General features: G+C 54.4%; 21 protein-coding genes. 18 read left to right on the forward strand and 3 right to left on the reverse strand.

All coding sequences use genetic code 11. The features are described 5' to 3' along the window. Nucleotides 1-45: 45 nt before the first annotated feature. A complete protein-coding gene (locus ABHF33_RS09925) occupies nt 46-714 on the reverse strand; it encodes a polysaccharide biosynthesis/export family protein (RefSeq protein WP_348943816.1) in 669 nt (222 codons plus the stop codon). Nucleotides 715-851: 137 nt separating this feature from the next. Next, the gene (locus ABHF33_RS09930) at nt 852-2,141 is read right to left on the reverse strand and encodes an outer membrane beta-barrel protein (RefSeq protein WP_348943817.1); all 1,290 of its coding nucleotides are present in this window, start codon (nt 2,139-2,141) and stop codon (nt 852-854) included. Between the two features lie 371 nt (nt 2,142-2,512). Between ABHF33_RS09930 and ABHF33_RS09935 the strand changes: the two genes are divergently transcribed. Next, nucleotides 2,513-2,821 (forward strand): hypothetical protein, encoded by a 309-nt coding sequence (locus tag ABHF33_RS09935; RefSeq protein ID WP_348943818.1) that lies wholly within the window; start codon nt 2,513-2,515, stop codon nt 2,819-2,821. Between the two features lie 62 nt (nt 2,822-2,883). On the opposite strand, the gene ABHF33_RS17025 is transcribed toward ABHF33_RS09935, so the two are convergent. Beyond that, a complete protein-coding gene (locus ABHF33_RS17025; protein ID WP_432803933.1) occupies nt 2,884-3,048 on the reverse strand; it encodes a protein MIGRI in 165 nt (54 codons plus the stop codon). 346 nt (nt 3,049-3,394) lie between these two features. Between ABHF33_RS17025 and mraZ the strand changes: the two genes are divergently transcribed. From mraZ to ABHF33_RS10020, 17 genes are all read left to right on the forward strand, one after another. Beyond that, nucleotides 3,395-3,832 carry a division/cell wall cluster transcriptional repressor MraZ gene (gene mraZ / locus ABHF33_RS09940; RefSeq protein ID WP_348943819.1) on the forward strand — a complete coding sequence of 146 codons (438 nt, stop codon included), beginning with the start codon at nt 3,395-3,397 and terminating at the stop codon, nt 3,830-3,832. Continuing rightward, complete coding sequence (rsmH, locus tag ABHF33_RS09945; RefSeq protein ID WP_348943820.1) at nt 3,829-4,773, forward strand: 16S rRNA (cytosine(1402)-N(4))-methyltransferase RsmH; 945 nt, start codon at nt 3,829-3,831, stop codon at nt 4,771-4,773. Before mraZ ends, rsmH begins: the two co-directional genes overlap by 4 nt. Further along, on the forward strand, nt 4,770-5,072 hold the full coding sequence (gene ftsL / locus ABHF33_RS09950; RefSeq protein WP_157314412.1) for a cell division protein FtsL: 303 nt from the start codon (nt 4,770-4,772) through the stop codon (nt 5,070-5,072). Before rsmH ends, ftsL begins: the two co-directional genes overlap by 4 nt. A 47-nt stretch (nt 5,073-5,119) precedes the next feature. Beyond that, complete coding sequence (locus ABHF33_RS09955) at nt 5,120-6,922, forward strand: peptidoglycan D,D-transpeptidase FtsI family protein (RefSeq protein WP_348943821.1); 1,803 nt, start codon at nt 5,120-5,122, stop codon at nt 6,920-6,922. Beyond that, on the forward strand, nt 6,919-8,427 hold the full coding sequence (locus ABHF33_RS09960) for a UDP-N-acetylmuramoyl-L-alanyl-D-glutamate--2,6-diaminopimelate ligase (RefSeq protein ID WP_348943822.1): 1,509 nt from the start codon (nt 6,919-6,921) through the stop codon (nt 8,425-8,427). Before ABHF33_RS09955 ends, ABHF33_RS09960 begins: the two co-directional genes overlap by 4 nt. Further along, a complete protein-coding gene (locus tag ABHF33_RS09965) occupies nt 8,427-9,878 on the forward strand; it encodes a UDP-N-acetylmuramoyl-tripeptide--D-alanyl-D-alanine ligase (RefSeq protein WP_348943823.1) in 1,452 nt (483 codons plus the stop codon). Before ABHF33_RS09960 ends, ABHF33_RS09965 begins: the two co-directional genes overlap by 1 nt. 2 nt (nt 9,879-9,880) lie before the next feature. Further along, complete coding sequence (gene mraY / locus ABHF33_RS09970; RefSeq protein WP_432803980.1) at nt 9,881-10,954, forward strand: phospho-N-acetylmuramoyl-pentapeptide-transferase; 1,074 nt, start codon at nt 9,881-9,883, stop codon at nt 10,952-10,954. 97 nt (nt 10,955-11,051) lie between these two features. Then, entirely contained in the window at nt 11,052-12,497 is a 1,446-nt protein-coding gene (gene murD / locus ABHF33_RS09975; RefSeq protein WP_348943825.1) for a UDP-N-acetylmuramoyl-L-alanine--D-glutamate ligase, read from the forward strand. Then, complete coding sequence (gene ftsW, locus ABHF33_RS09980; RefSeq protein ID WP_348943826.1) at nt 12,497-13,684, forward strand: putative lipid II flippase FtsW; 1,188 nt, start codon at nt 12,497-12,499, stop codon at nt 13,682-13,684. The genes murD and ftsW overlap by 1 nt, the downstream gene beginning before the upstream one ends. Beyond that, nucleotides 13,681-14,754, forward strand: coding sequence for an undecaprenyldiphospho-muramoylpentapeptide beta-N-acetylglucosaminyltransferase (gene murG, locus ABHF33_RS09985; protein WP_348943827.1), 1,074 nt, complete (start codon nt 13,681-13,683; stop codon nt 14,752-14,754). The genes ftsW and murG overlap by 4 nt, the downstream gene beginning before the upstream one ends. A gap of 65 nt (nt 14,755-14,819) precedes the next feature. Continuing rightward, on the forward strand, nt 14,820-16,223 hold the full coding sequence (gene murC, locus ABHF33_RS09990) for a UDP-N-acetylmuramate--L-alanine ligase (RefSeq protein WP_348943828.1): 1,404 nt from the start codon (nt 14,820-14,822) through the stop codon (nt 16,221-16,223). Nucleotides 16,224-16,225: 2 nt separating this feature from the next. Then, nucleotides 16,226-17,131 carry a D-alanine--D-alanine ligase gene (locus tag ABHF33_RS09995; RefSeq protein ID WP_348943829.1) on the forward strand — a complete coding sequence of 302 codons (906 nt, stop codon included), beginning with the start codon at nt 16,226-16,228 and terminating at the stop codon, nt 17,129-17,131. A 192-nt stretch (nt 17,132-17,323) separates the two neighbouring features. Further along, entirely contained in the window at nt 17,324-18,076 is a 753-nt protein-coding gene (locus ABHF33_RS10000) for a cell division protein FtsQ/DivIB (protein ID WP_348943830.1), read from the forward strand. A 90-nt stretch (nt 18,077-18,166) separates the two neighbouring features. Next, nucleotides 18,167-19,399, forward strand: coding sequence for a cell division protein FtsA (gene ftsA / locus ABHF33_RS10005; RefSeq protein WP_198314463.1), 1,233 nt, complete (start codon nt 18,167-18,169; stop codon nt 19,397-19,399). Nucleotides 19,400-19,443: 44 nt separating this feature from the next. Next, entirely contained in the window at nt 19,444-20,616 is a 1,173-nt protein-coding gene (gene ftsZ, locus ABHF33_RS10010) for a cell division protein FtsZ (protein ID WP_348943831.1), read from the forward strand. Nucleotides 20,617-20,826: 210 nt separating this feature from the next. Further along, entirely contained in the window at nt 20,827-21,741 is a 915-nt protein-coding gene (gene lpxC, locus ABHF33_RS10015) for a UDP-3-O-acyl-N-acetylglucosamine deacetylase (protein WP_157314401.1), read from the forward strand. A 4-nt stretch (nt 21,742-21,745) separates the two neighbouring features. Then, on the forward strand, nt 21,746-21,931 hold the full coding sequence (locus ABHF33_RS10020) for a hypothetical protein (protein ID WP_348943832.1): 186 nt from the start codon (nt 21,746-21,748) through the stop codon (nt 21,929-21,931). Nucleotides 21,932-21,933 lie beyond the last annotated feature (2 nt).

Here is a 21,933-nt window from a genome sequence, read left to right on the forward strand (position 1 = left end):
GGCAACACGGCAGCTGGCGTTGCTAGATTGTCAGTGGCGGTGATATTAGAAAAAGCTGTCTTGTACCGTGATAATGTCGCCCGGATAAATCGGGCTGGTGAGATCGACTTTTTGTTGTTGCTGGGTGGGGTCATCGGCACGGATTACAAAGATTTTGTCCTTGGAGGCGCGCTCTTTAAAGCCACCCGCCAGCGCAATCGCTTTGAGCACCGTCAAGCCGGGCTGGAATGGAAAGCCGCCCGCGTTATACACCATGCCGTTGATGTAATAGGGGCGGTATTCGTCAATCAGCACGGCAACGCGCGGGTTGACTAGATATTTACCGCGCAGCCCTTCGGTAATTAGCCGCTGCAAATCGCCCGTGGTCATACCCTTGATCACAATTTCGCCAATCACCGGATATTGCAATGTCCCTGCGTCGGTCAGGCGAACTCTTTCCCGGCTCAGCTCATCTTCGCCAAAAACACGGATGGTGACTACATCACCTGCGCCCAGCTTGTAGTTAGATAGAGAAATGCTACGCACAGGCGCACTGCTCAGGTGATCGGCGGTCGCGGTTGCTGGTTCAGGTGTCGGGCTTGGGCTATCAAAAATTGAAGCATGGGCGGGGGCAAACAATCCCAGCAGGCCTGCGGCCACAATGGCAGATAAAAGACGCATTGGGCGACATTTAGCCGATTGTTTCGGATGGAATAGCCAGATTGATTTCAACATCGATTGCTTTTCACTTGTAAATTGACTTGGGGCACGGTTTGGGGCATGCGAAATGCAGCCAGCTATTCCGTCGCTTTTTGTGGTGCATCAAGCACCTTGGCCAGCGACGGCAGAAGCCTGGCTGGTGTCTGCGCCGATTATAGCGAGCCGCTCAGATTGACCATATAGATGCCACGGGTGTAATCCGAGCTATTGATATTGGAATTGCGGTTTTCATAACGCAACTCAATGCCGGTTTTCAGCCAGCGGGTGAGCTTATAGTCGATATTGAACGCCGCATAGAAAGTATCATCATTCCGGGTTGCACCCACATAATCACTAGCGACGTAGCTCAATGTGGTGCGTGTGCTGGTGAAATTGCTCCAGGCATGATTCCACGCGACAGAGAACATATCATCAAGCAGATAGTTGCCTATGCCGGTTGATTCGGAAATGGTGCGTACCGCAGTGAAATCAAAGCTGCTGTAAGTGCGTGGCATAAAGCGCACCAGCGCTTCATAGCTGAAATCGTCATAGCTGCCACGACGGGCATCATCATACTTTTTGCTCATCATGCCGACTTTGGCCGAGCCGGTGAAGTAGGCGTCCGCATCCCAGGTTACGCCCGTATAGGCACGGTATTCCTGGCTATTCTGGCGGTTGCCTTCAAGGTCGTAGTTGATGTCCTGATAGCGCGCTTCAAGCAAAGCGCGCGTGCGCGGTGCCACGCGGTAGAAGAAACGGCCAGTCAGCCCCAGTGTTTCCTGGTCGAGCAGCGCAGTGCTGGCGCGATTATTCAGATAGCCTTTGTTGACGTAAGTGATTTCGCCTTCCAAGCGGCCTGTGGCATCCGGAGCGCCATAGCCCACCATACCGCGCAGGCTGTACTGACGGTATTGGTCGGGTGATTTGCTGGCACTATCGGTTGCACCTACCTGGTCTTCTGCTTGCAATACATTCGCAAATAGCAGGGTGCTCAGACGGGCGCTATAGGCATTTTGCGCCTGAAATTGCAATTCATGGCTGTCGGTATTATTCGCTGACTGGCCAAAGTAACGGGTGAAGCGGCCATTGTAGCCAACGACATAGCGATCCCCATTATTGACTAGATCGGCCACGATTGAAGGCGCAATCAGCGCTGCGCTTGAGCTGATCTCATTGCTGGCTGCACGCGTGATATTGTCGTCGTGACCAAAACTCAGGCCCAGGGTCGGGTAAATATAGAACGGGCCAGCTTCAATCGGAGCCGGGTTCTGGCGGCCAGTGTCGGCAAATTCCTTGGCACTAAAGCTGGATTTTTTTTGTGTTGCATTGGGTGATGCCAGATGATCGGCCAGCTCCGCGCTGGATACTGCCTGTGGCTGCTTTGGCTGTTCGTCGGCCAAAGCGGTGGTCGATAGCGCGCTAGATGCAAACAACAGGGTGATAGAGAGGGGGATATTTTTCATCATGCATTCCTATGCGGCGTAACCAGGGCAGTATTTAAAGGTGGCTGAAACAAGACAAGCCTATTTCAAATACCAGCTTAATAATAAGTGTTAAATGTTACGCCTAAGCTACAAATAATTTTTCGCGATTGTACATATAAAACATAGGCTTGTGTAGCGCGGGATTTCCTGGCTTATTCGGCTAAATATTCAAATTTCCTTATGTTTGATTTTTATTATATTAATAAATGATTATATTCTATCGGGGTTGTTGACAATATCTGCTGGTTTTGATGTTTGAATTGTGATGAATATGACTGGGTTTGGTATTTAAGAAATATGAAAAATAGCCGATACTTGTATTAAGTGATTGATATTTATGGTTAATTTTCATGTTTTTGACTAAAGCCCTACCTTCTCTTTACGAAGCCTCAGATTTGTCTGTCTCTGCATTGACGGCTTATGCCGGATTTGATGCCGGAATTCGTAAAAATGACCGTGTGCCGCGTCGTCCCGCGGCTTCTGGGGCTGAGGTGTGGAATGGTCATGAGCGCCGCCAAAACGCAGATCGTCGACAAGCTTCACGACGCCAATATCGCGCCCAGCCCTTGCTTGATACCAGAACCGAGTCCGACCGTCGTCGCGAAGGTAGAAGAGCGAGTGATGGTGCAGTGGTGCAGTTTATTGCTTGTAAGGTTTGAGCTTCTCGCAGTGTCGGTTGGCCATTGAAGGCGGCAAATCGTGTTGACGGATGTTGTGGCGATTAGCGCAAATGCAAAATCACTGCCACTACAGCGCTAATCAGCAGGCTGACCGCCGCTATCTTCGAATAGTGCCTCAGTTTGCTGCGCCTTTCTGCGCCAATCAGCTGCCAGCACAGTAGGGCCAGCAAGGCGAATGCTAAAACTTGATTGATTTTGCCGTTCATCAGGAAATTCACGTGTTTTTTGTAAGGCAGTGAGGCCGAGGCTGATTTGGGTGACGTTTGTCGCTAGGGAAAGTGATTGAATTTAAAGTAATACTTTAACTTTATCAGCTGGGTGTTTGATTTTTATGAATGTTAAATTGGCGTGTAGTTAAGCACTAAATCATTGTATCAAAACGGGAAATGGCCCGGCGCAACTTGTGCCGGGTTTTTTTTTACTCTATAGTGGGGCGCTGTGGGGGAAAGTGGGAAAAAGTGCATTTTTCTTCTCGATTGCAGCAAAAGTGGGGACAAAACCCCCGACGAGCAGATTGCATATTTACAGCGCCTAAAAGGTGGTAATTCGGTCATGTTTAGTGGTGTGTCTTCCTTGAATCTGGATAGCAAAGGGCGATTGGCGATACCTGCCAAGCATCGCGATACTTTGCTCGCCCAAGCTCAAGGCAAACTCATCATCACGGCTGATCCTGCGGGTTGCTTGCTGGTTTATCCGGAGCCAGCCTGGTTGCCGATTCGGGATCAACTGAATCAGTTGACTGGCGCGAAGGCGAATATCCGTCGTTTTATCGTCGGTCAGGCTGAAGAAGTCGAAATGGATGCGTCGGGTCGTGTTTTGGTACCGCCACGTCTGCGGCAGGTGGCCAAGTTGGATAAAGAAGTTGCTCTGGTCGGGATGGGCAATAAGTTCGAGCTGTGGGATGACGCGAGTTGGATCGCGACCACCGAGGCCATCATGGAGATGGATCCGCAAGAACTTGAGAATAATATGGAAGGAATTTTGTTGTGAGCGATACACAAAGCTTCGTGCATCGCACGGTATTGCTCGATGAGGCTGTGGATGCGCTCGCTATCCGGCCTGATGGTATTTATGTTGATTGCACTTTCGGTCGCGGCGGTCACTCGCGGCTGATTCTCTCCAAGCTCGGCCCGAATGGCCGTCTGATTTCATTTGATAAAGACCTGCACGCCATTGCCGAGGCGGCGACGATCACCGATCCGCGCTTCACGATTGTGCACGAAGGCTTTGTTACGCTGGCCGATTCGCTGGCCAAGCTCGGTATTACACAAATTGATGGTCTGCTGATGGATCTGGGGGTTTCCTCGCCACAGCTGGACGATGGTTCCCGGGGGTTTAGCTTCCGGTTTGATGCTCCGCTTGATATGCGCATGGATACCACGCGGGGTATGACTGCGGCTGAATGGATTAATTCGGCTGATGAAAAAGACATTGCAGAGGTGGTAAAAGATTATGGCGAAGAACGGTTTGCTCGGCAGGTTGCAGCAGCGATTGTTACGCGTAGGGCAGTCCAACCTTTTGCTACAACAGGCGAACTTGCCGCGGTCGTGGCAACGGCAGTCCGGACCCGTGAGCCGGGCCAGGATCCGGCGACGCGTACCTTCCAGGCTGTACGGATTTACATCAATCGTGAGCTTGAGGAGTTATCGCTAACACTGCCGCAAGCATTATCGCTCTTGAAAGAAGGCGGACGCTTGTCGGTGATTGCGTTTCATTCGCTCGAAGATCGCATTGTGAAACGCTTTATGCAGGATAAAGCCACCGGCGATCGCCTGCCATCACGCTTGCCGGTCATGGCCAGCGAAATCGCGCCGCCGCCGCTGAAAATCGTCTGCAAGCCGATTCGAGCTAGCGAAGCCGAGCTCAAAGCCAACCCGCGCGCGCGCAGCGCCATTCTGCGCGTGGCTGAGCGCACCGAGGGGTCCTTGTGACTCGTCTGAATCTATTTCTGCTCTCCATTCTGGTGGTGTGTGCCATGGGCGTGGTGACTAGCCAGCATAAGGCGCGCAAGCTGTTTATCGAGCTGCAAAAAGAAGATGCACTAACGCGCAAGCTTGACGTCGAGTGGGGGCAATTACAGCTGGAGCAAAGCACCTGGGCGATGCATTCGCGCGTCGAAGCCGAGGCTAGGCAGAAAATGGGCATGCAGGTTGCGCCCGCTAACCGCACCCAGGTGATTCTGGAGCATGGTCAGCAAGTGCCCAAACCCGTGGTGTCGGATCTGCAATGATTCGGCATGCGCGCGCAATCGCCGGACGGCGATCTGACAGATATGCGGTGAAACCCCGGCTGGAGCGCTGGCGCGTCTGGTTTGTGCTCAGCTGCTTGCTCGGTCTGTTTATTGTCCTGCTCGGGCGCAGTCTGTACCTGCAGGCCTGGAACGAAGATTTTCTGCAAAATCAGGGTGATGCCCGCTATCGCCGCACGCTCAAGCTTGAGCCTAATCGCGGGGTGATTACCGACCGCAATGGCGAGCCGCTGGCCATTTCTACGCCTGTGCAATCCATCTGGCTCAGTCCGCGCAGTATGCAGGTGCTGCCGATTGGTCAGAGTAGACCCAAAGACTGGAAGCAGGCCACCGAAGATGAGCTGGTGCCCATCTCGGTGGATGAAGTGAAAAAGCTGGCTGCCATGCTGGCCATTTCGTCCGATGAATTATTAAAGAAACTCAATACCACCCGGAAAAACAAACAGGGCGAAGAGGTTAAATCCGATTTTCTCTGGGTCAAGCGCCACATCTCACCCGCTGATGCCAAGCGGGTTTTGGCTTTGAATGTGCCCGGCGTCTACTCGCAAACCGAATATCGCCGCTATTACCCCGCGGCCGAGGTGATGGCGCATGTGGTGGGCTTTACCAATCTGGATGGCAAGGGGCAGGAAGGTTTCGAGCTGACCAAGAACGCCATGCTGGCCGGCAAGCCCGGCTCGCGCACGGTGATTCGTGATCGCCGTGGCTATATCGTCGAAGACGTCTCAACCATCGTGCCGCCGCAGGAAGGCCAGACGCTGCAGCTCTCGATTGATCGCCGGATTCAATACTTGGCGTATCGCGAACTGAAGGCCGCCGTAGACAATAGTCAGGCGGCGGGCGGTGCCATTGTGGTGCTCGACGCTCGGACTGGCGAAGTGCTCGCGATGGCCAATGCGCCGTCGTACAACCCCAATAGCCGCGCCAAAATCGACCCTGCACACAAACGCAATCGCGCGCTCACTGATCTGTACGAGCCGGGCTCGACGATGAAAGCCATTACCGTAGCGATGGCGCTGAACGCCGGTAAGGTGAAACCAACGACGGTGATTCAAACCGGTAATGGCACGATGACCATTGGCCCGGCGACGATTCGTGATGATCATCCGGTGGGCGCTGCGACGGTTGAGCACATTATGCAAAAGTCATCCAACGTCGGCGCGGTCAAAATGGCGCTGATGATGGAGCGCGAAGAGATGTCGAATTTCTTCCACGACATCGGTTTTGGCGAGAAATTGAATACCGGATTCCCTGGCGAATCGCCTGGCCGCGTGCGGCCGTGGAAAAACTGGCGTCCGATCGAGCAGGCCACCATGTCGTATGGCTATGGCGTGTCGGTATCGGTGATGCAGATGGCGCGTGCCTATCAGATCTTTGCCGGGAATGGCGAAGTGCATCCGGTGACCTTTACCAAGCTGGTGGCTCCTGCGCCGGGCAAGCAGGTGATTTCGGCCGAAACCGCGGCGCAAGTGCGAAAAATGCTCGAAATGGTGACTCTGCCCGGCGGTACCGCCACGCGTGCGCAGGTGGTGGGCTACCGTGTTGGCGGTAAAACCGGTACGGCTAAAAAACTGGTCAATGGTGTTTATTCGGATACCGCGCGGGTGGGCTCGTTTGTTGGCCTGGCGCCGATTTCGAATCCGCGGCTGATTGTGGCGGTGATGATCGACGAGCCTTCGTTTGCGCTGCGCTACGGTGGTCTGGTTGCCGCGCCGGTGTTTAGTAATGTGGTGGCGGGCAGCCTGCGTCTGCTGGGTGTACCGCCTGATGCTCCAACAACGAATATTTTACTGCCCGGCAATGGGGTGGAAGACGTGAAGGAAGACGCATGAAACCAGTGAGCTGGGCATTACCTGCCATCGATTTTGCCGCAATCACCGCGCTGACCCGTGGCCGAGCTGTCGTTGCCGACAGCCGCAAAGTCAAAGCCGGTGACGTATTTATCGCCTACCAGGGCGAGTATGTTGATGGCCGCCAGTATATTGACGACGCCATTGCCAACGGCGCTGCTGCCGTGATTTGGGAGGCAGACGGTTTTAGCTGGAATCCGACGCATGATGTTGCCAATCTTGCCGTGCCTGCTCTGCGCTATCAGGTGGGTATATTAATGGCAGCCTTGCTGGGTAATGATGCTGGGCATTTACCTGTGGTAGGTATTACCGGAACCAATGGCAAAACGTCGATTGCCAACTGGCTGGCGCAAGCCTTTGACGCCTTGGGTGGCAAAGCCGGGGTGCTGGGGACGTTGGGCAATGGTTTTGTGGGTGAGCTCAGCAGCTCGACGCATACCACGCTTGATCCGCTCAGCCTGCAACACTGGATCGCCCGCTTTCGGGCCGAAGGCGCGACGCAGGTGGCGATGGAAGTCTCATCGCACGGGCTAACGCAGGCACGCGCGCATGGCGTGCAGTTTCACACTGCCGTATTTACCAATCTGACGCGTGATCATCTCGATTACCACGGCGATATGGCCGCCTATGGCGCGGCCAAAGCCAAGCTATTCGAGTGGGAAGGCCTGCAAGCGGCGGTTATCAACGCGGACGATCCTTTTGGACGTGAGTTGATTGGCTTTACCACGGCCAAAAAAATCTATTCCTACGGCTTTAACGACGGTGATTTGCGCTGTGTGCAGCTTGAATCGTCGCTGCAGGGGCTGACGCTGACCGTGGAAACGCCGTTCGGCAATACGCGGATTCAGTCGGGTTTGCTGGGGCGTTTCAATGCCAGCAATTTGCTGGCCTGTCTGGGTGTGTTGCTGGCGCAAGGCGTGTCATTGAGCGATGCCACGGCTGCGCTGGAAAAAATCCGCCCTGCCGCTGGCCGGATGCAATGCCTGGGTGGGCTGATGGCCGATGGCAGCCGCAAGCCGCTGGTGGTCGTCGATTACGCGCACACGCCGGACGCGCTGGAAAAAGTGCTGATGACATTGCGCGAAGCCATGCCAGCGGGTTCGCGCCTGTATTGCGTTTTTGGTTGTGGCGGAGATCGTGACACCGGCAAACGCCCACTGATGGGCGAAATTGCCTGCCGTCTGGCCGATTCGGTGGTGATTACCAGCGATAACCCGCGCTCGGAAGCGCCCAAAGCGATTATTCAGGACATCGTCGCCGGTGTTGAAGGCGTGCCAGGCACTGGCGAAGCGCATTACTCGATCGAATCGGATCGTGCTGCTGCGATTGCCGACACCGTCGAGGTGGCGCATGCCAGCGACGTGATTCTGATCGCCGGCAAAGGACATGAAAATTATCAGGAAATCAAAGGCGAGCGTTACCACTTCGACGATGTGGAACACGCCGAAAAAGCATTGGCTAGAAAAGTCACAAGGAAAGAGAAGTAATGATGTTGAGTTTGCGGGAGGCCGCGCAAGCGCTGAAAGCCAAATTGCTGGCCAGCGATTCCCAATTGACGTTTAGCCGCGTCACCACCGATAGCCGCGATATTCGCGCAGGTGATCTATTCGTCGCGCTCAAGGGTGAGCGTTTTGACGCGCATGATTTTGTCCCTGCCGCTTTCGCGCAAGGTGCGGTGGCAGCGATTGTGCAAAATGACAGTCAGCCCGCCGAGCAAGCGCCTGCGGCGGGCAATTGCATTGTGGTCAAAGATACGCTCGCCGCACTGGGCGAGCTGGCCAAATACTGGCGCGCCAAACATGCGCATATCCCGCTGGTTGGCGTGACTGGCAGCAATGGCAAAACCAGCGTGAAAGAAATGCTGGCCTCCATCTGTAATGTGGCTTCTGGTGGCGAGCAGACCGCTACGAATGAAAGCTGGGTCCACGCCACCAAAGGTAATTTGAATAATCACATCGGTCTGCCGCTGACGGTATTGGGTATCCAGCCCGAGCATCGTTATGTGATTGCCGAAATGGGTATGAATCACTTTGGCGAGATCGACTATCTGACGCACATTGCCCAGCCCGACGTGGCACTGGTGAACAATGCCGGTGCTGCGCACTTGGAGGCTTTGGGGTCGGTGGCGGGCGTGGCGCAGGCCAAAGGTGAAATTTTTGCCGGTCTGGTTGCCAACGGTACGGCGATTATCAACGCCGACGATGAATTCGCGCCGCTGTGGCATCAGCTGGCCGCGCCACACGCGATTACCACTTTTGGTTTTAACGGCGAGGTGAGCGCGACAGCGCTCGTCTTGTCTGCAACAGGTAGCCAGTTTGTGTTGAAAACCGCGCACGGTGAAGTAGCTGTGCAGCTGGCGGTGCCGGGCGAACACAATGTGCGCAATGCGCTGGCGGCAGCGGCGGCGGCCTTGGCCGTTGGCGTGAGTCTGGAACACGTTGCACAAGGCTTGCAACGCTGGGCCGGGGTGAAAGGCCGTTTGCAAGCCAAAACTGCGTTTAATGGCGCGGCAATACTGGACGACACTTACAACGCCAATCTGGATTCGATGAAAGCGGCAATCGATGTCCTGGCGGCGATCGGTCAGCAGGGCAAACCCACCATTCTGGTGCTGGGCGATATTGGCGAAGTGGGCGATAGCGCTGAGCATTGCCACCGCGAAGTAGGTAGGTATGCGTCTGAACGTCAGATCAATCATGTTGTTGCGATGGGTACTGATATGCAGTATGCCGTTGAGGCGTTCAATCAGGCGGCCGGAACACTGCGTGCGCAGCACTGCAGCGATCATGCTGCAGCGATTGCAGCAGTGCGTGCGCTGATGACGCCCGACAGCCAGATTCTGGTGAAAGGCTCGCGCTTTATGCGCATGGAAACCGTGGTCGAAGGACTGATCGCGCAAGATTTGGATAACAAGCAAGGAGCACAGCCATGCTGCTGATGTTGATGCAATGGTTGGGCGAGTCGGTACGCGCCTTCAACGTCTTTAATTACCTGACTTTGCGCGCGGTACTGGCGACGATCACCGCCTTGGGGATTTCCTGGGTGCTGGGGCCGTACGTGATTCGCAAGCTGGCCGAGTTGAAAGTCGGCCAGGCGGTTCGCGACGATGGCCCGCAAACGCATCTGGTGAAAGCCGGTACACCGACCATGGGCGGTACGCTGATTCTGCTCTCGATTGGTCTGACCACGCTGCTGTGGGGCGATCTGAAAAACAGTTATGTCTGGCTGGTGCTGATTGTGACGATGGCGACCGGCGTGATCGGGTTTATTGATGACTACAAAAAAGTTGCGCTGAAAAACCCCAAGGGTTTGTCAGCCAAAGCCAAGATGATCGGTCAATCGGCCATTGCCATTGGCTCGGGTATTTTTCTGGTCAATATCGGCCCGGACGCGGCCAATACCGGCTTTATTATCCCGTTTTACAAAGAAATTCTGTATCCGTTTGGCGCAATCGGGTTTTGCGTGCTGACCTATTTTGTGATCGTTGGCACCAGCAATGCGGTCAATCTCACTGATGGCCTCGATGGCCTGGCGATTATGCCGGTGGTGCTGGTGGCGGGCGCATTCTGCATTTTTGCCTATGTTGCCGGTAACGTGAAGTTTGCGACTTACCTCGGGGTGCCTCATGTGGCGGGCGCGGGTGAGCTGATTGTGTTCTGCGCAGCCATGGTCGGCGCGGGTTTGGGCTTTTTATGGTTTAACGCCTACCCGGCTGAAGTCTTCATGGGCGATGTGGGTGCGTTGGCGCTGGGGGCTGGCCTTGGCGTTGTCGCGGTGATTGTGCGGCAGGAAATCGTGCTGCTGATTATGGGCGGCGTGTTTGTCGTGGAAGCGCTGTCGGTGATGATCCAGGTCGCCAGTTTCAAGATGACCGGCAAGCGCGTGTTCAGAATGGCACCGCTGCACCATCACTACGAGCTAAAAGGCTGGAAGGAAACGCAGGTGGTGGTGCGGTTCTGGATTATTACCATGCTATTGGTGCTGGTCGGTTTGGCCACGCTGAAACTGCGCTAGGTGTTAGGTGTAAGGAGAGAGGTGTAAGGCGTTGTGCCTCGCCTTTATCCTTGTTGTGTATTTAAGCGAAGTGTTCAAGTTAAAAATGGAATCGACGGTGGAACAATTGACCCCCCACTCCTCACTCCTCACTCCTTACCAGGACAAACATTGCATTGTCGTCGGTCTGGGTGACACCGGTTTAGCCACTGCCCGCTGGTTGGCGGGTAAAGGCGCGCGCGTCACGGTGGCCGATAGCCGCAAAACACCGCCCAATCTGGATAATCTGCGAGCCGATCTGCCGCAGGTCGAGTTGCGCCTCGGCGCATTTAATGTCGATACCTTTGCCGACGCCGAGATGCTGGTCACCAGCCCCGGCGTGCCTTTGGCGACGCCAGAAGTTGCTGCCGCGATTGCGCAAGGTATTCCGGTGGTGGGCGATGTCGAGTTGCTCGCCCAAGCCTTGGTGGGCGGACCGGATCAGTCGCGGGGCAAGGTCATTGCGATTACCGGCTCGAACGGTAAATCTACGGTCACCACCATGGTGGCGCAAATGTGCGAAGCCGCCGGGTTTAAAACCGTTACGGCAGGCAATATCGGCTTGCCGGTGCTCGCTGCGCTGGCAGACTGGGAAGCGCGTGGTGAATGGCCGGATTTTTGGGTGCTTGAGCTATCGAGCTTTCAGCTGGAAACGACGAGCTCACTGATGCCTGCGGCAGCCACGGTACTGAATGTGTCGGAAGATCATCTGGACCGCTACGCCGGGATGAACGAATACGCGGCGACCAAAGCGGGCATTTTTGCGGGTCTGGGCGTGCAGGTGCTCAATCGCGAAGATGGCTATTGCCGGGGTATGGCACGTCCAGGCCGCGATGTAGTTTGGTTTGGAGCTGATACCCCCCGTAACGGTAGCGAGTATGGCTTGGTTGAAATCGACGGCGATTTCAGCTTGCGCTGCGGTGATTTCGAGCTGATCAAGGCCAGCGAGCTGCCTGTGGCCGGGTTGCATAATGCCGTGAATGCATTGGCTTCGATTGCCCTGTGCCGTGCAGCTGGCTTGCCTACAGCGCCATTGCTGGCGGCTTTGCGCGCGTTCAAAGGCTTGCCGCACCGCGTTGAGCTGGTTGCCGAAGTCAATGGCGTGGCGTATTACGACGATTCGAAAGGCACCAATGTGGGCGCAACAGAAGCCGCACTGAAAGGCATGACACGCCCGGTGGTGCTGATCGCCGGCGGTGATGGCAAAGGGCAGGACTTTTCGCCGCTGCTTGAAGCGTGCGAGCGGATTTGCCGTGCAGTTTTGCTGATTGGCCGTGATGGTCCGGCTCTGGCTGATGTGCTGAACGAAGCGCATTCAAGCTTTCTGCCCGACGACGATGACAACTATCTGCCGGTAATGCAGCTACCAACGCTGGAAATGGCCGTGAGCGTCGCCAGCAATCTGGCCGAGCCGGGTGATGTGGTGCTGCTTTCGCCTGCGTGCGCCAGCCTGGATATGTTCCGCAATTACCATCATCGTGCTGAAGTGTTTATTGCTGCAGTGAAAGGCCTGGAGCAGCACTGATGCGCCAGATCTTCTATCAGGCCATGAGCCGCATGAAACCCACCATGAGCAGCTACGATCAGGCGCTGTTCTGGTGTGTGACGCTGCTGCTGTCAATTGGGCTGGTGATGGTGTATTCGGCGTCGATTGCGATGGCCGAGGTCGATAAAGACACCAGTTTTCGCTCGTATTACTTTTTGCAGCGTCACGCTGTATTTCTGCTGGTTGGCGTTCTGGCTGCTGTGGCCGCGTTCAATGTGTCGACCGAAAAATGGCGGCTCTGGGCGCCATCGCTGTTTATTATCGGCACGGTGTTGCTGGTGCTGGTGCTGATTCCCGGTATTGGCCGCGAGGTGAATGGTAGCCGCCGCTGGTTGAGCCTGTTTGTGATTAATCTGCAGCCTTCCGAGCTGATGAAGTTTTTTGTGGTCTTGTACGCGGCCGATTACACCGTGCGCAAAGCGCATAGCATGGATGCCAAGCTGGGCGAGAGCATTAGCAAAGTGCTGTTTCCAATGGCGTTGGTGATGGCGGTGGTCGGCGCATTATTGCTGCTGGAGCCCGATTTTGGTGCCTTCACTGTGATTACCGTGATTGCGATGGGCGCGCTGTTTCTGGGTGGGTTTAACTGGCGGGTTTTTCTGGGGCTGATCGCGATTCTGGGCGTGGCCTTTGTCGGTTTGATTGCCTCAAGTCCGTATCGTCTGGCGCGGGTGCTGGGCTTTCTGGATCCGTGGCAAGACCCGTATGGTAAAGGCTACCAGCTGAGTCACTCGCTGATTGCTTTTGGGCGTGGCGAATGGCACGGCGTTGGCCTGGGTGCCAGCGTGGAAAAATTATCCTACCTGCCTGAGGCGCATACCGACTTCTTGATGGCGATTATTGCCGAAGAGTTCGGCTTTGCTGGCATCGCTGTGGTGATCTGCCTGTTCATGTTTCTGGTTTTTCGCGCTTTTGCGATTGGCGTACAGGCGACCAAACTTGAGCGGCACTGGCACGCGCTGGTCGCGCAAGGTGTCGGGATCTGGATCGGCTTTCAGTCGTTTATCAATATGGGTGTGAACATGGGGCTAATGCCCACCAAGGGGCTGACTTTGCCGCTGCTGTCGTTCGGCGGCTCGGGCATTGTGGCCAATCTGATTGCGATTGGTGTACTGATGCGGATTGATTATGAAAACCGCCAGCTGATTCGGGGGTATCGCGTATGAGTAAGCGAACCTTGCTGGTGATGGCGGGTGGCACGGGTGGCCATATTTTCCCTGCTTTGGCGGTGGCCAATGCGATGCGTGACAAAGGCTGGGAAGTGGTCTGGCTAGGAGCCAAAGACGCGATGGAAACGCGCGTGGTGCCGCAGCACGGGATCGAGCTGGTGACGCTTGAAATTACCGGCGTGCGTGGCAAAGGCTGGCTGAAAAAGCTCTCGCAGCCGTGGGTGCAGGGGAAGGCTTTGCTGTCCGCCTTGAACCTGATTTTCCGCCGCCGCCCTGATGTGGCAATTGGCTTTGGCGGCTTTACCGGCTTTCCCGGTGGCCTAGCCATGCGCTTGTGCTGGTTGCCGCTGGTGATTCACGAGCAGAACTCGGTGGCCGGGTTGACCAATAAGGTGTTGTCCAAATTGGCCAATCGTGTGCTGTTTGCTTTTCCGAATGCATTTGCTGCATTGCCTGCCAAGCAGTGCGTTGGTAATCCGGTGCGTGACGAATTGAAAAATGTACCCGCGCCAGCCGAGCGTTTTGCTGGCCGCACGGGCGCACTGAAATTGCTTGTCGTCGGCGGCAGTCTGGGGGCGCAGGTATTTAACGAACAGGTGCCCAAGGCGCTGGCCATGATGCCGCTTGACGCGCGGCCGCAGGTGATTCATCAGGCGGGTGAAAAACACATTGAAGCCCTGCGCGCCAATTATGCCGCAGCAGGTGTTGATGCCGAGTGCGTGGCGTTTATCAGCGATATGGCCAGCGCTTACGCCGAGGCCGATCTGGTCTTGTGCCGTGCGGGCGCTTTGACCGTTGCCGAGCTGGCCTGCATTGGTGTTGCTGCCGTGCTGGTGCCGTTTCCGCATGCGGTTGACGATCATCAAACGGGCAATGCGCAATTTTTAAGCACTGAAAACGCGGGTATTTTGCTGCCGCAGAGTCAGCTGACAGCCGATTCGCTGGCGGCTTTGTTGCAGCAAACAAGCAGAGAACAATGTCTGGCGCTGGCAAGCAATGCCAAGCGTCTGGCCAAACCGGAGGCAACCGCGCAAGTTGTTGCCGTAATTGAAGAATTAGCTGGATAGGAGTATAGGGTAAAGCCCTGCAGAGTATATAATGCGCGCTCTCTGGTCTTATACCCTTCGTGGATATGAAGCATAAAGTTAAACGCATTCATTTCGTCGGCATCGGCGGCGTAGGCATGAGCGGCATCGCTGAAGTCTTGCTGAACCTTGGTTTTGAGGTCAGCGGCTCCGATCTGGGCGCTAACGCCACCACACAGCGCCTTAGCGCTGCTGGTGCTGTGGTGCATCAGGGCCATGCGGCCGAGTTTGTCGCCAATGCCGACGTGGTGGTGATTTCCAGTGCGGTTAAGGATGACAACCCGGAAGTCATCGAAGCGCGTTCACGCCAGATCCCGGTCGTGCCCCGCGCCATGATGCTGGCCGAGTTGATGCGCCTAAAGCAAGGGATTGCAATTGCCGGTACGCACGGCAAAACCACGACCACCAGTTTGAGTGCCAGCGTGCTTGAAGCGGCTGGGCTGGACCCGACTTTCGTGATTGGCGGCAAGCTGCATGCCGCAGGCTCGAATGCGCGTCTGGGGCAGGGCGATTTTCTGGTGGCTGAAGCCGATGAAAGCGATGCGTCTTTCCTGCTGCTCTCGCCGGTGATTTCGGTCGTGACCAATATCGATGCCGATCACATGGACACCTACGGCCATGACTTCGAGAAATTGAAACTGGCCTTTATTGATTTTCTGCACCACCTGCCATTTTATGGCCGAGCGATTCTGTGCATTGACGATCCGCACGTGCGCTCGATCCTGCCCAAAGTGACTAGCCCGGTTACAACCTATGGCACGGCGGCTGATGCCATGCTGCGCGCCGAAAACATCGTGGCCGCTAATGGCCAGATGAAATTTGACGCAGTCTGGCAAAACGGCGAAACGCGCCGTCTGGCCGTCACGCTGAATATGCCCGGCATGCACAACGTATTGAATGCGCTGGCGGCGATTGCCATCGGGATCGAAGTCGGTGCCGATGAAGCGGCGATTGTCGCTGCGCTGGAAAAATTTGAAGGCGTGGGTCGCCGATTCCAGCGTTATGGCGAAGTGGCACTGCCCGATGTTGATGGCCAAAGTCGTGGCTCGTTTACTTTGGTCGATGACTATGGTCATCACCCGGTTGAAATGGCGGCGACTTTGGCTGCCGCGCGTGGCGCTTTTCCTGGGCGTCGTTTGCTGTTGGCTTTCCAGCCGCATCGCTATACCCGTACTCGCGATTGTTTTGAAGACTTTGTCAAAGTGCTCAATACCGTCGATGGTTTGTTGCTGGCTGAAGTGTATGCCGCCGGTGAAACACCGATTGTTGCCGCCGATGGACGTGCGCTGGTGCGTGCTGTCCGTGTGGCTGGCAAGATCGAACCGATCTTTGTGGAAAACATTGCCGAGATGCCAGCGGCAATCTTTGCCGCAGCCAAGGATGGCGATGTGATTATTACGATGGGTGCTGGCTCGATTGGCCAGACCCCGAAGCAATTGGTGAGCGCATAAGCATGAATAAATTTGGCAAAGTAGCAGTGATCATGGGCGGCTCGTCAGCCGAGCGCGAAGTGTCATTGATGAGTGGTGCCGGGGTATTGGCTGCGTTGCGCAGCCAGGGCGTCGATGCCCATGCCTTTGATCCGGCCGATAAAGCGCTGACCGCCCTGAAAGAAGAAGGGTTTGATCGTGCTTTTCTGATTTTGCACGGTCGTGGTGGTGAAGACGGCACGATTCAGGGCGCGCTGGAATTCATGGGCGTGCCTTATACCGGTTGCGGCGTTATGGCCTCAGCCATTGCGATGGATAAATGGCGCACCAAATTACTCTGGGAAGCGGCGGGACTGCCGGTGCCAGAGTATCGCATTGTCGATAATGCGGCCGAGTTAAAGCTGGCCGCAGAAGAGCTGGGTTTGCCGATGTTCGTCAAACCCGCCAGTGAAGGCTCCAGTGTGGGCGTGGTAAAGCTTAAATCGCTGGCCGACGTTGATGCCGCTTGGGCTGAAGTGTCGCGCCATGATTCGGTGGTGTTAGCCGAGCGCAATATTGGTGGCGGTGAATACACCTGCGCAGTGCTGGGCGGCAAGGCGCTGCCTAGCGTACGGATTATTCCGCAGACCGAGTTTTACGATTACGAAGCCAAATACTTCCGTGACGACACTGAATACCGTTGCCCTGCCGGTTTGGGCGATGAAAAAGAAGCGCTGGCACGCTCGCTGGCCGAAAAAGCTTTCCGCGTACTGGGCGCGGCAGGTTGGGCACGCATCGATTTTCTGACCGACGACGACGGCACGATTTATCTGCTGGAAGCTAATACGGCTCCCGGCATGACCAGCCATAGCCTGTTCCCGATGGCCGCACGAGAATCCGGTTTGTCGTACGAAGATCTGGTCGTCCAGATTTTGGCCACGACCTTGTAAACAAAAGGTATTTCTAGTGAATATTTGTCCTCAAATGTGCGTAGCGAGCCGGCTTCAAGCAAGAAGTCAGCAGCGCAGCGACCGGAACGTACATCAAGTACGTGAGGATCGCGAGCAGCGCACGCCGCAGCGTGAAGTTGGCGCAGTAGCACAGTTGAGGTGCAAATAATGTGGGATAAGCCGCAGCTTTTAATGTGGATCGCCAATCTATTGACTGGTCTGGCCATGTTATTGCTGTTTTATTCGCTACTGTTTTTAGCGGTGCATTCGCCGCTATTTCCGGTGAAGCGAATTAAAGTCGATGGTGAATTGCGGCATACCACGCGTGAGCAATTGCAGTATGTAATTAAGAACGAATTAAAAGGGACGTTTTTCACGCTGGATTTAAATAAAACCCGGCAAGATTTTGAAAAATTGCCCTGGGTGCGCCGAGTTGAAGTGCGTCGGCGTTGGCCTGATCGGCTGGAAGTGAATATTGAGGAGCATCGCGCCATTGCCCGCTGGGGATCAAGCGCCTTGTTAAATCAGTATGGCGAACAATTTGATGCGGCGAGTAATGAAGCCTTGCCAGTATTGGAAGGCCCGGAAGGGGCAGAACGGGTGATGGTTGAGGGCCTATTGCGGCTCAATGAAATTACCCAGCCGCTGGGGAAAAAGCCCACGCAGATCTGGCTGTCCGAGCGGCGAGCTTGGCGAATGGAGCTGGATAAGCAGCTGATGATTGAAGTGGGGCGTGATGAGCCCATCGAGCGGGTCGAGCGTTTTGTCAAAGCCTATCCCAATTCCTTGGCGCTGCTGCAGCAGTCATTTGAATATATTGATTTGCGCTATCCGAATGGATTTGCCGTGAGGTTGCCTGATTATGTGCCGCTTGAGCCGGGCAAGCTCGATGCTCAGGGAAAACCGGTAGTCGTCAAACCGAAAGCCGTAAAGGCTTCGGCATGATTTATGCTTGTTACTCATTAAAGTAATTAAAAATATTAAGTTGGCGTGTTTTTTTAAAGTGAATTCTTAAGTTTTGTAAAGAGGCTGTCAGTGACTAGGGACGCAAAAAATCTCATCGTGGGGCTAGATATCGGAACGTCGAAAGTCGTTGCGGTGGTTGCGGACGTGACCGAGGACGGCTCGCTCAATGTTGTCGGCATGGGCTCGGCCTCATCCAAAGGCCTCAAACGCGGTGTCGTGGTTGATATCGAAAAAACCGTCGGTGCAATTCAGGCTGCATTGGGCGAGGCCGAATTAATGGCCGATTGCAAAATCAGTGAGGTCTACACCGGAATTGCTGGTAGCCATATCAAGAGCCTTAATTCACACGGTATGGTGGCCATTAAAGATAAAGAAGTCACTCAGGCCGATATTGACCGCGTGATTGAAACGGCCAGTGCGGTGAATATTCCGGCTGATCATCAGGTGCTGCATATTTTGTCGCAGGAATATGTGATTGATGGTCAGGAAGATGTGAAAGAGCCATTAGGCATGTCGGGTGTGCGTCTGGAAGTGCGGGTACATATTGTTTCTGGCGCGGTTTCTGCGGTGCAGAATATTACCAAATGCGTTCGCCGTTGCGGTTTGGAAATTGCCGAAGTGGTATTGCAGCCATTGGCCAGCGCGCATGCGGTATTAACCGATGATGAACGTGATTTAGGTGTTTGTTTGGTTGATATTGGCGGTGGCACCACTGATATGGCGGTATTTATTAATGGCGCAATTCGTCATACCGCGGTTATTCCAATTGCCGGTGATCAAATTACCAATGACATTGCCATGGCATTACGCACGCCAACGGGTGAAGCCGAAAATATCAAGATTCAGCATGGTGTGGCATTGCGCCATATGACTGATCCGCAAACGATGATTGAAGTGCCCGGAGTGGGCGAGCGTGGTGCGCGACAAATGAGCCGCCATACGCTGGCTGAAGTGATTGAGCCACGCGTTGAAGAATTATATAGCTTTGTTCAGGCCGAATTGCGTCGCGTTAATCTGGAAGATCGATTATCAAGCGGTATTGTTATTACCGGCGGTGCTTCATTAATGCCGGGAATGACCGAATTGGCAGAAGAAATATTCCATATGCCGGTTCGATTGGGTTTACCACGTTATGTGGGTGGATTGGCCGAGGTGGTTAAAAACCCGCGCTATTCAACTGCAGTGGGTTTATTGCTGGTGGCTCGGCAACAAATGCAAAAATCCCCTGGGCAAAGGGGTAAAGATGGCTCTATTGGAGACATTTTTGGCCGAATGAAGTCTTGGTTTCAAAATAACTTTTGAAATTTTCGGGTAAGCGGTAAAATCGGGTAACAGGAGAGAGAATCATGGCATTAACTATTGAAGTTCCAGAGGTATCGCATCACGTCAATATCAAGGTCATTGGTGTTGGTGGTGCCGGTTGTAATGCAATCAACAATATGATCGAACACCATATGCAAGGTGTTGATTTTATTTCTTCCAATACCGATGCGCAGGTATTGAAATTATCCAAAGCTGATAATGTGGTTCAGTTGGGCGCTGAATTGACTAAAGGTTTTGGCGCGGGTTGTAATCCCGATATTGGCCGTCAGGCGGCTGAAGAAGATCGCGAGCATATTGCCGAATTGATTTCTGGCGCAGATTTATTATTTATCACTGCCGGTATGGGCGGTGGTACAGGCACTGGCGCGGCGCCTGTGATTGCACAAGTGGCGCGTGAAAAAGGCATTCTGACCGTGGGCGTGGTGACCAAGCCAGGTCTGGACGAAGGTGGTCGCCAGAAAGTGGCGCAAGCCGGTATCGATGAATTGTCACGCTACGTTGATTCATTGATTGTCGTATCAAATCAGAAGCTTGAAGAAGTGCTGGGCGACGATGTCACCATCGACGAAGCATTCCGCGCTGCTGATGATGTACTGCGCAATGCCGTGGGTTCGATTGTTGAGATTATTCAATACCCAGGTTTTATTAACGTCGACTTTGCCGATGTTAAAACCGTGATGCGCGAAATGGGCATGGCGATGATGGGCTCGGCCTATGCGACTGGTCCAGATCGTGCGATTCGCGCCACTGAAGATGCTATTCGCAGCCCATTACTCGACAACATCAGCTTTAAAGGTGCGCGTGGCGTGCTGGTGAATTTCTCCGCATCGCGCGCGTCGTTGAAAAAATCAGAAACTCGCCAAGCCTTGGAAATCATCGAAGCTCATGTTGCTGAAGGTGCACTGGTTAAACATGGTGTGGTTTACGATGAGTCGCTGGGCGACGAGATCCGCGTGACGTTGGTGGCGACGGGTTTAGGTGGCGGTCGCGACATGAATAAGCCGCAACTGTCAGTCGTTAGCAGCCAAACAATGAAGACCGGTACGGATAATGTGGGCTATGACGACGCCTTGGATACGCCGGCAATCTGGCGTAACAATCGTCGCAATCCGGCACCGGAAGCAGCTTCAGCGCGTCCGGCAATGTCGAATATTGATATGGATATTCCGGCCTTTTTGCGCCGTCAAGCAGACTAAGTTGCAAACCAGAACTGATCACGCTGCGTGACTGCGCCTTGCCGTACGATTTGTACCGAGTGTTGCGTGTGCCTTGTGACAATTCTGCTGCTGTGAGCTAAGTGCTTGAATAAACGGTGCCTATGAGCCCGATTGTAATGATTCATCCAGAGCAGGACCCGAGGCTGGTAGAATTAAGACAATTGAAGCTGTGAGAAGGCAGGAATGGCCATGTTTTTACAACGAACCTTGAAAAGCACCATCCGTGCAACCGGCGTGGGTTTGCATTCGGGCGAAAAAGTGACCCTCACTTTGCGCCCCGCTGCCGCCGACCATGGCATAGTGTTTCAACGCTCTGATTTGCCCGAGTCAAAGCCCTTCAAGGTTGGCCCCGATCTGGTAAACGACACGCGACTCTCCTCGACGCTCGTCCAAGACGGCGTGCGTGTCGGCACCATCGAGCATCTGATGTCGGCGTTTGCCGGCCTTGGCATCGACAATGTACTGGTCGATGTCGATGCCCCGGAAATGCCGATTATGGATGGTTCTGCTGCACCGTTTATTTACCTGCTGCAAAGTGCTGGTATTCGCGAGCTCAATAAACCCAAACAATTTGTCCGTGTGCTCAAGCCAATCGAAGTGCACGATGGTGATAAATGGGTCAAATTTGAACCGCACGATGGCTATAAAGTCGCGCTGACGATTGATTTTCAGCATCCTGCCTTTAAAAAATCCGCCCAGAAAATCGAAATCGATTTTGCCCACACCAATTACATTAGCGAAATTGCCCGCGCGCGTACTTTTGGTTTTATCCACGAAGTTGAATATCTGCGTGCGAATGGTTTAGCGCGCGGCGGCAATATGGATAATGCCGTCGTGATCGACGAATTTCGCGTCTTAAACGACGGCGGTTTGCGCTTTGAAGACGAATTTGTCCGCCATAAAATTCTTGATGCGATTGGCGATTTGTATATTCTGGGCTTTCCGCTGATTGCGTCGTTTTCCGGCTATAAATCCGGTCACGCCATGAATAACAAATTGCTGCGTGCCATGCTGGCTGACCGCGACAGCTATGAAATCGTGACGTTTAACGACGATGATCATGTGCCATCGTCGTTCCATGACCTTCCTCCCCTGAGTATCTAGCGCTATGTTTGCGCTCTTGCGGATTCTGGTCATTGTCGCGCTACTCATTATTGTTTATGCCGGCTTTCGCTATGTTCGCGAGCGTGATCGGCGCTGGCTCAATCTCATCCGCTATGTTCTGTTTTCCCTGCTTGGTTTGGGCGTGATCTTCAGTATCGGCCTGTTTATCGAGCGCCTCACCCTAGGTTGATC

The sequence above is a fragment of the Chitinibacter sp. FCG-7 genome (assembly GCF_040047665.1).
Taxonomy (GTDB): domain Bacteria; phylum Pseudomonadota; class Gammaproteobacteria; order Burkholderiales; family Chitinibacteraceae; genus Chitinibacter; species Chitinibacter mangrovi.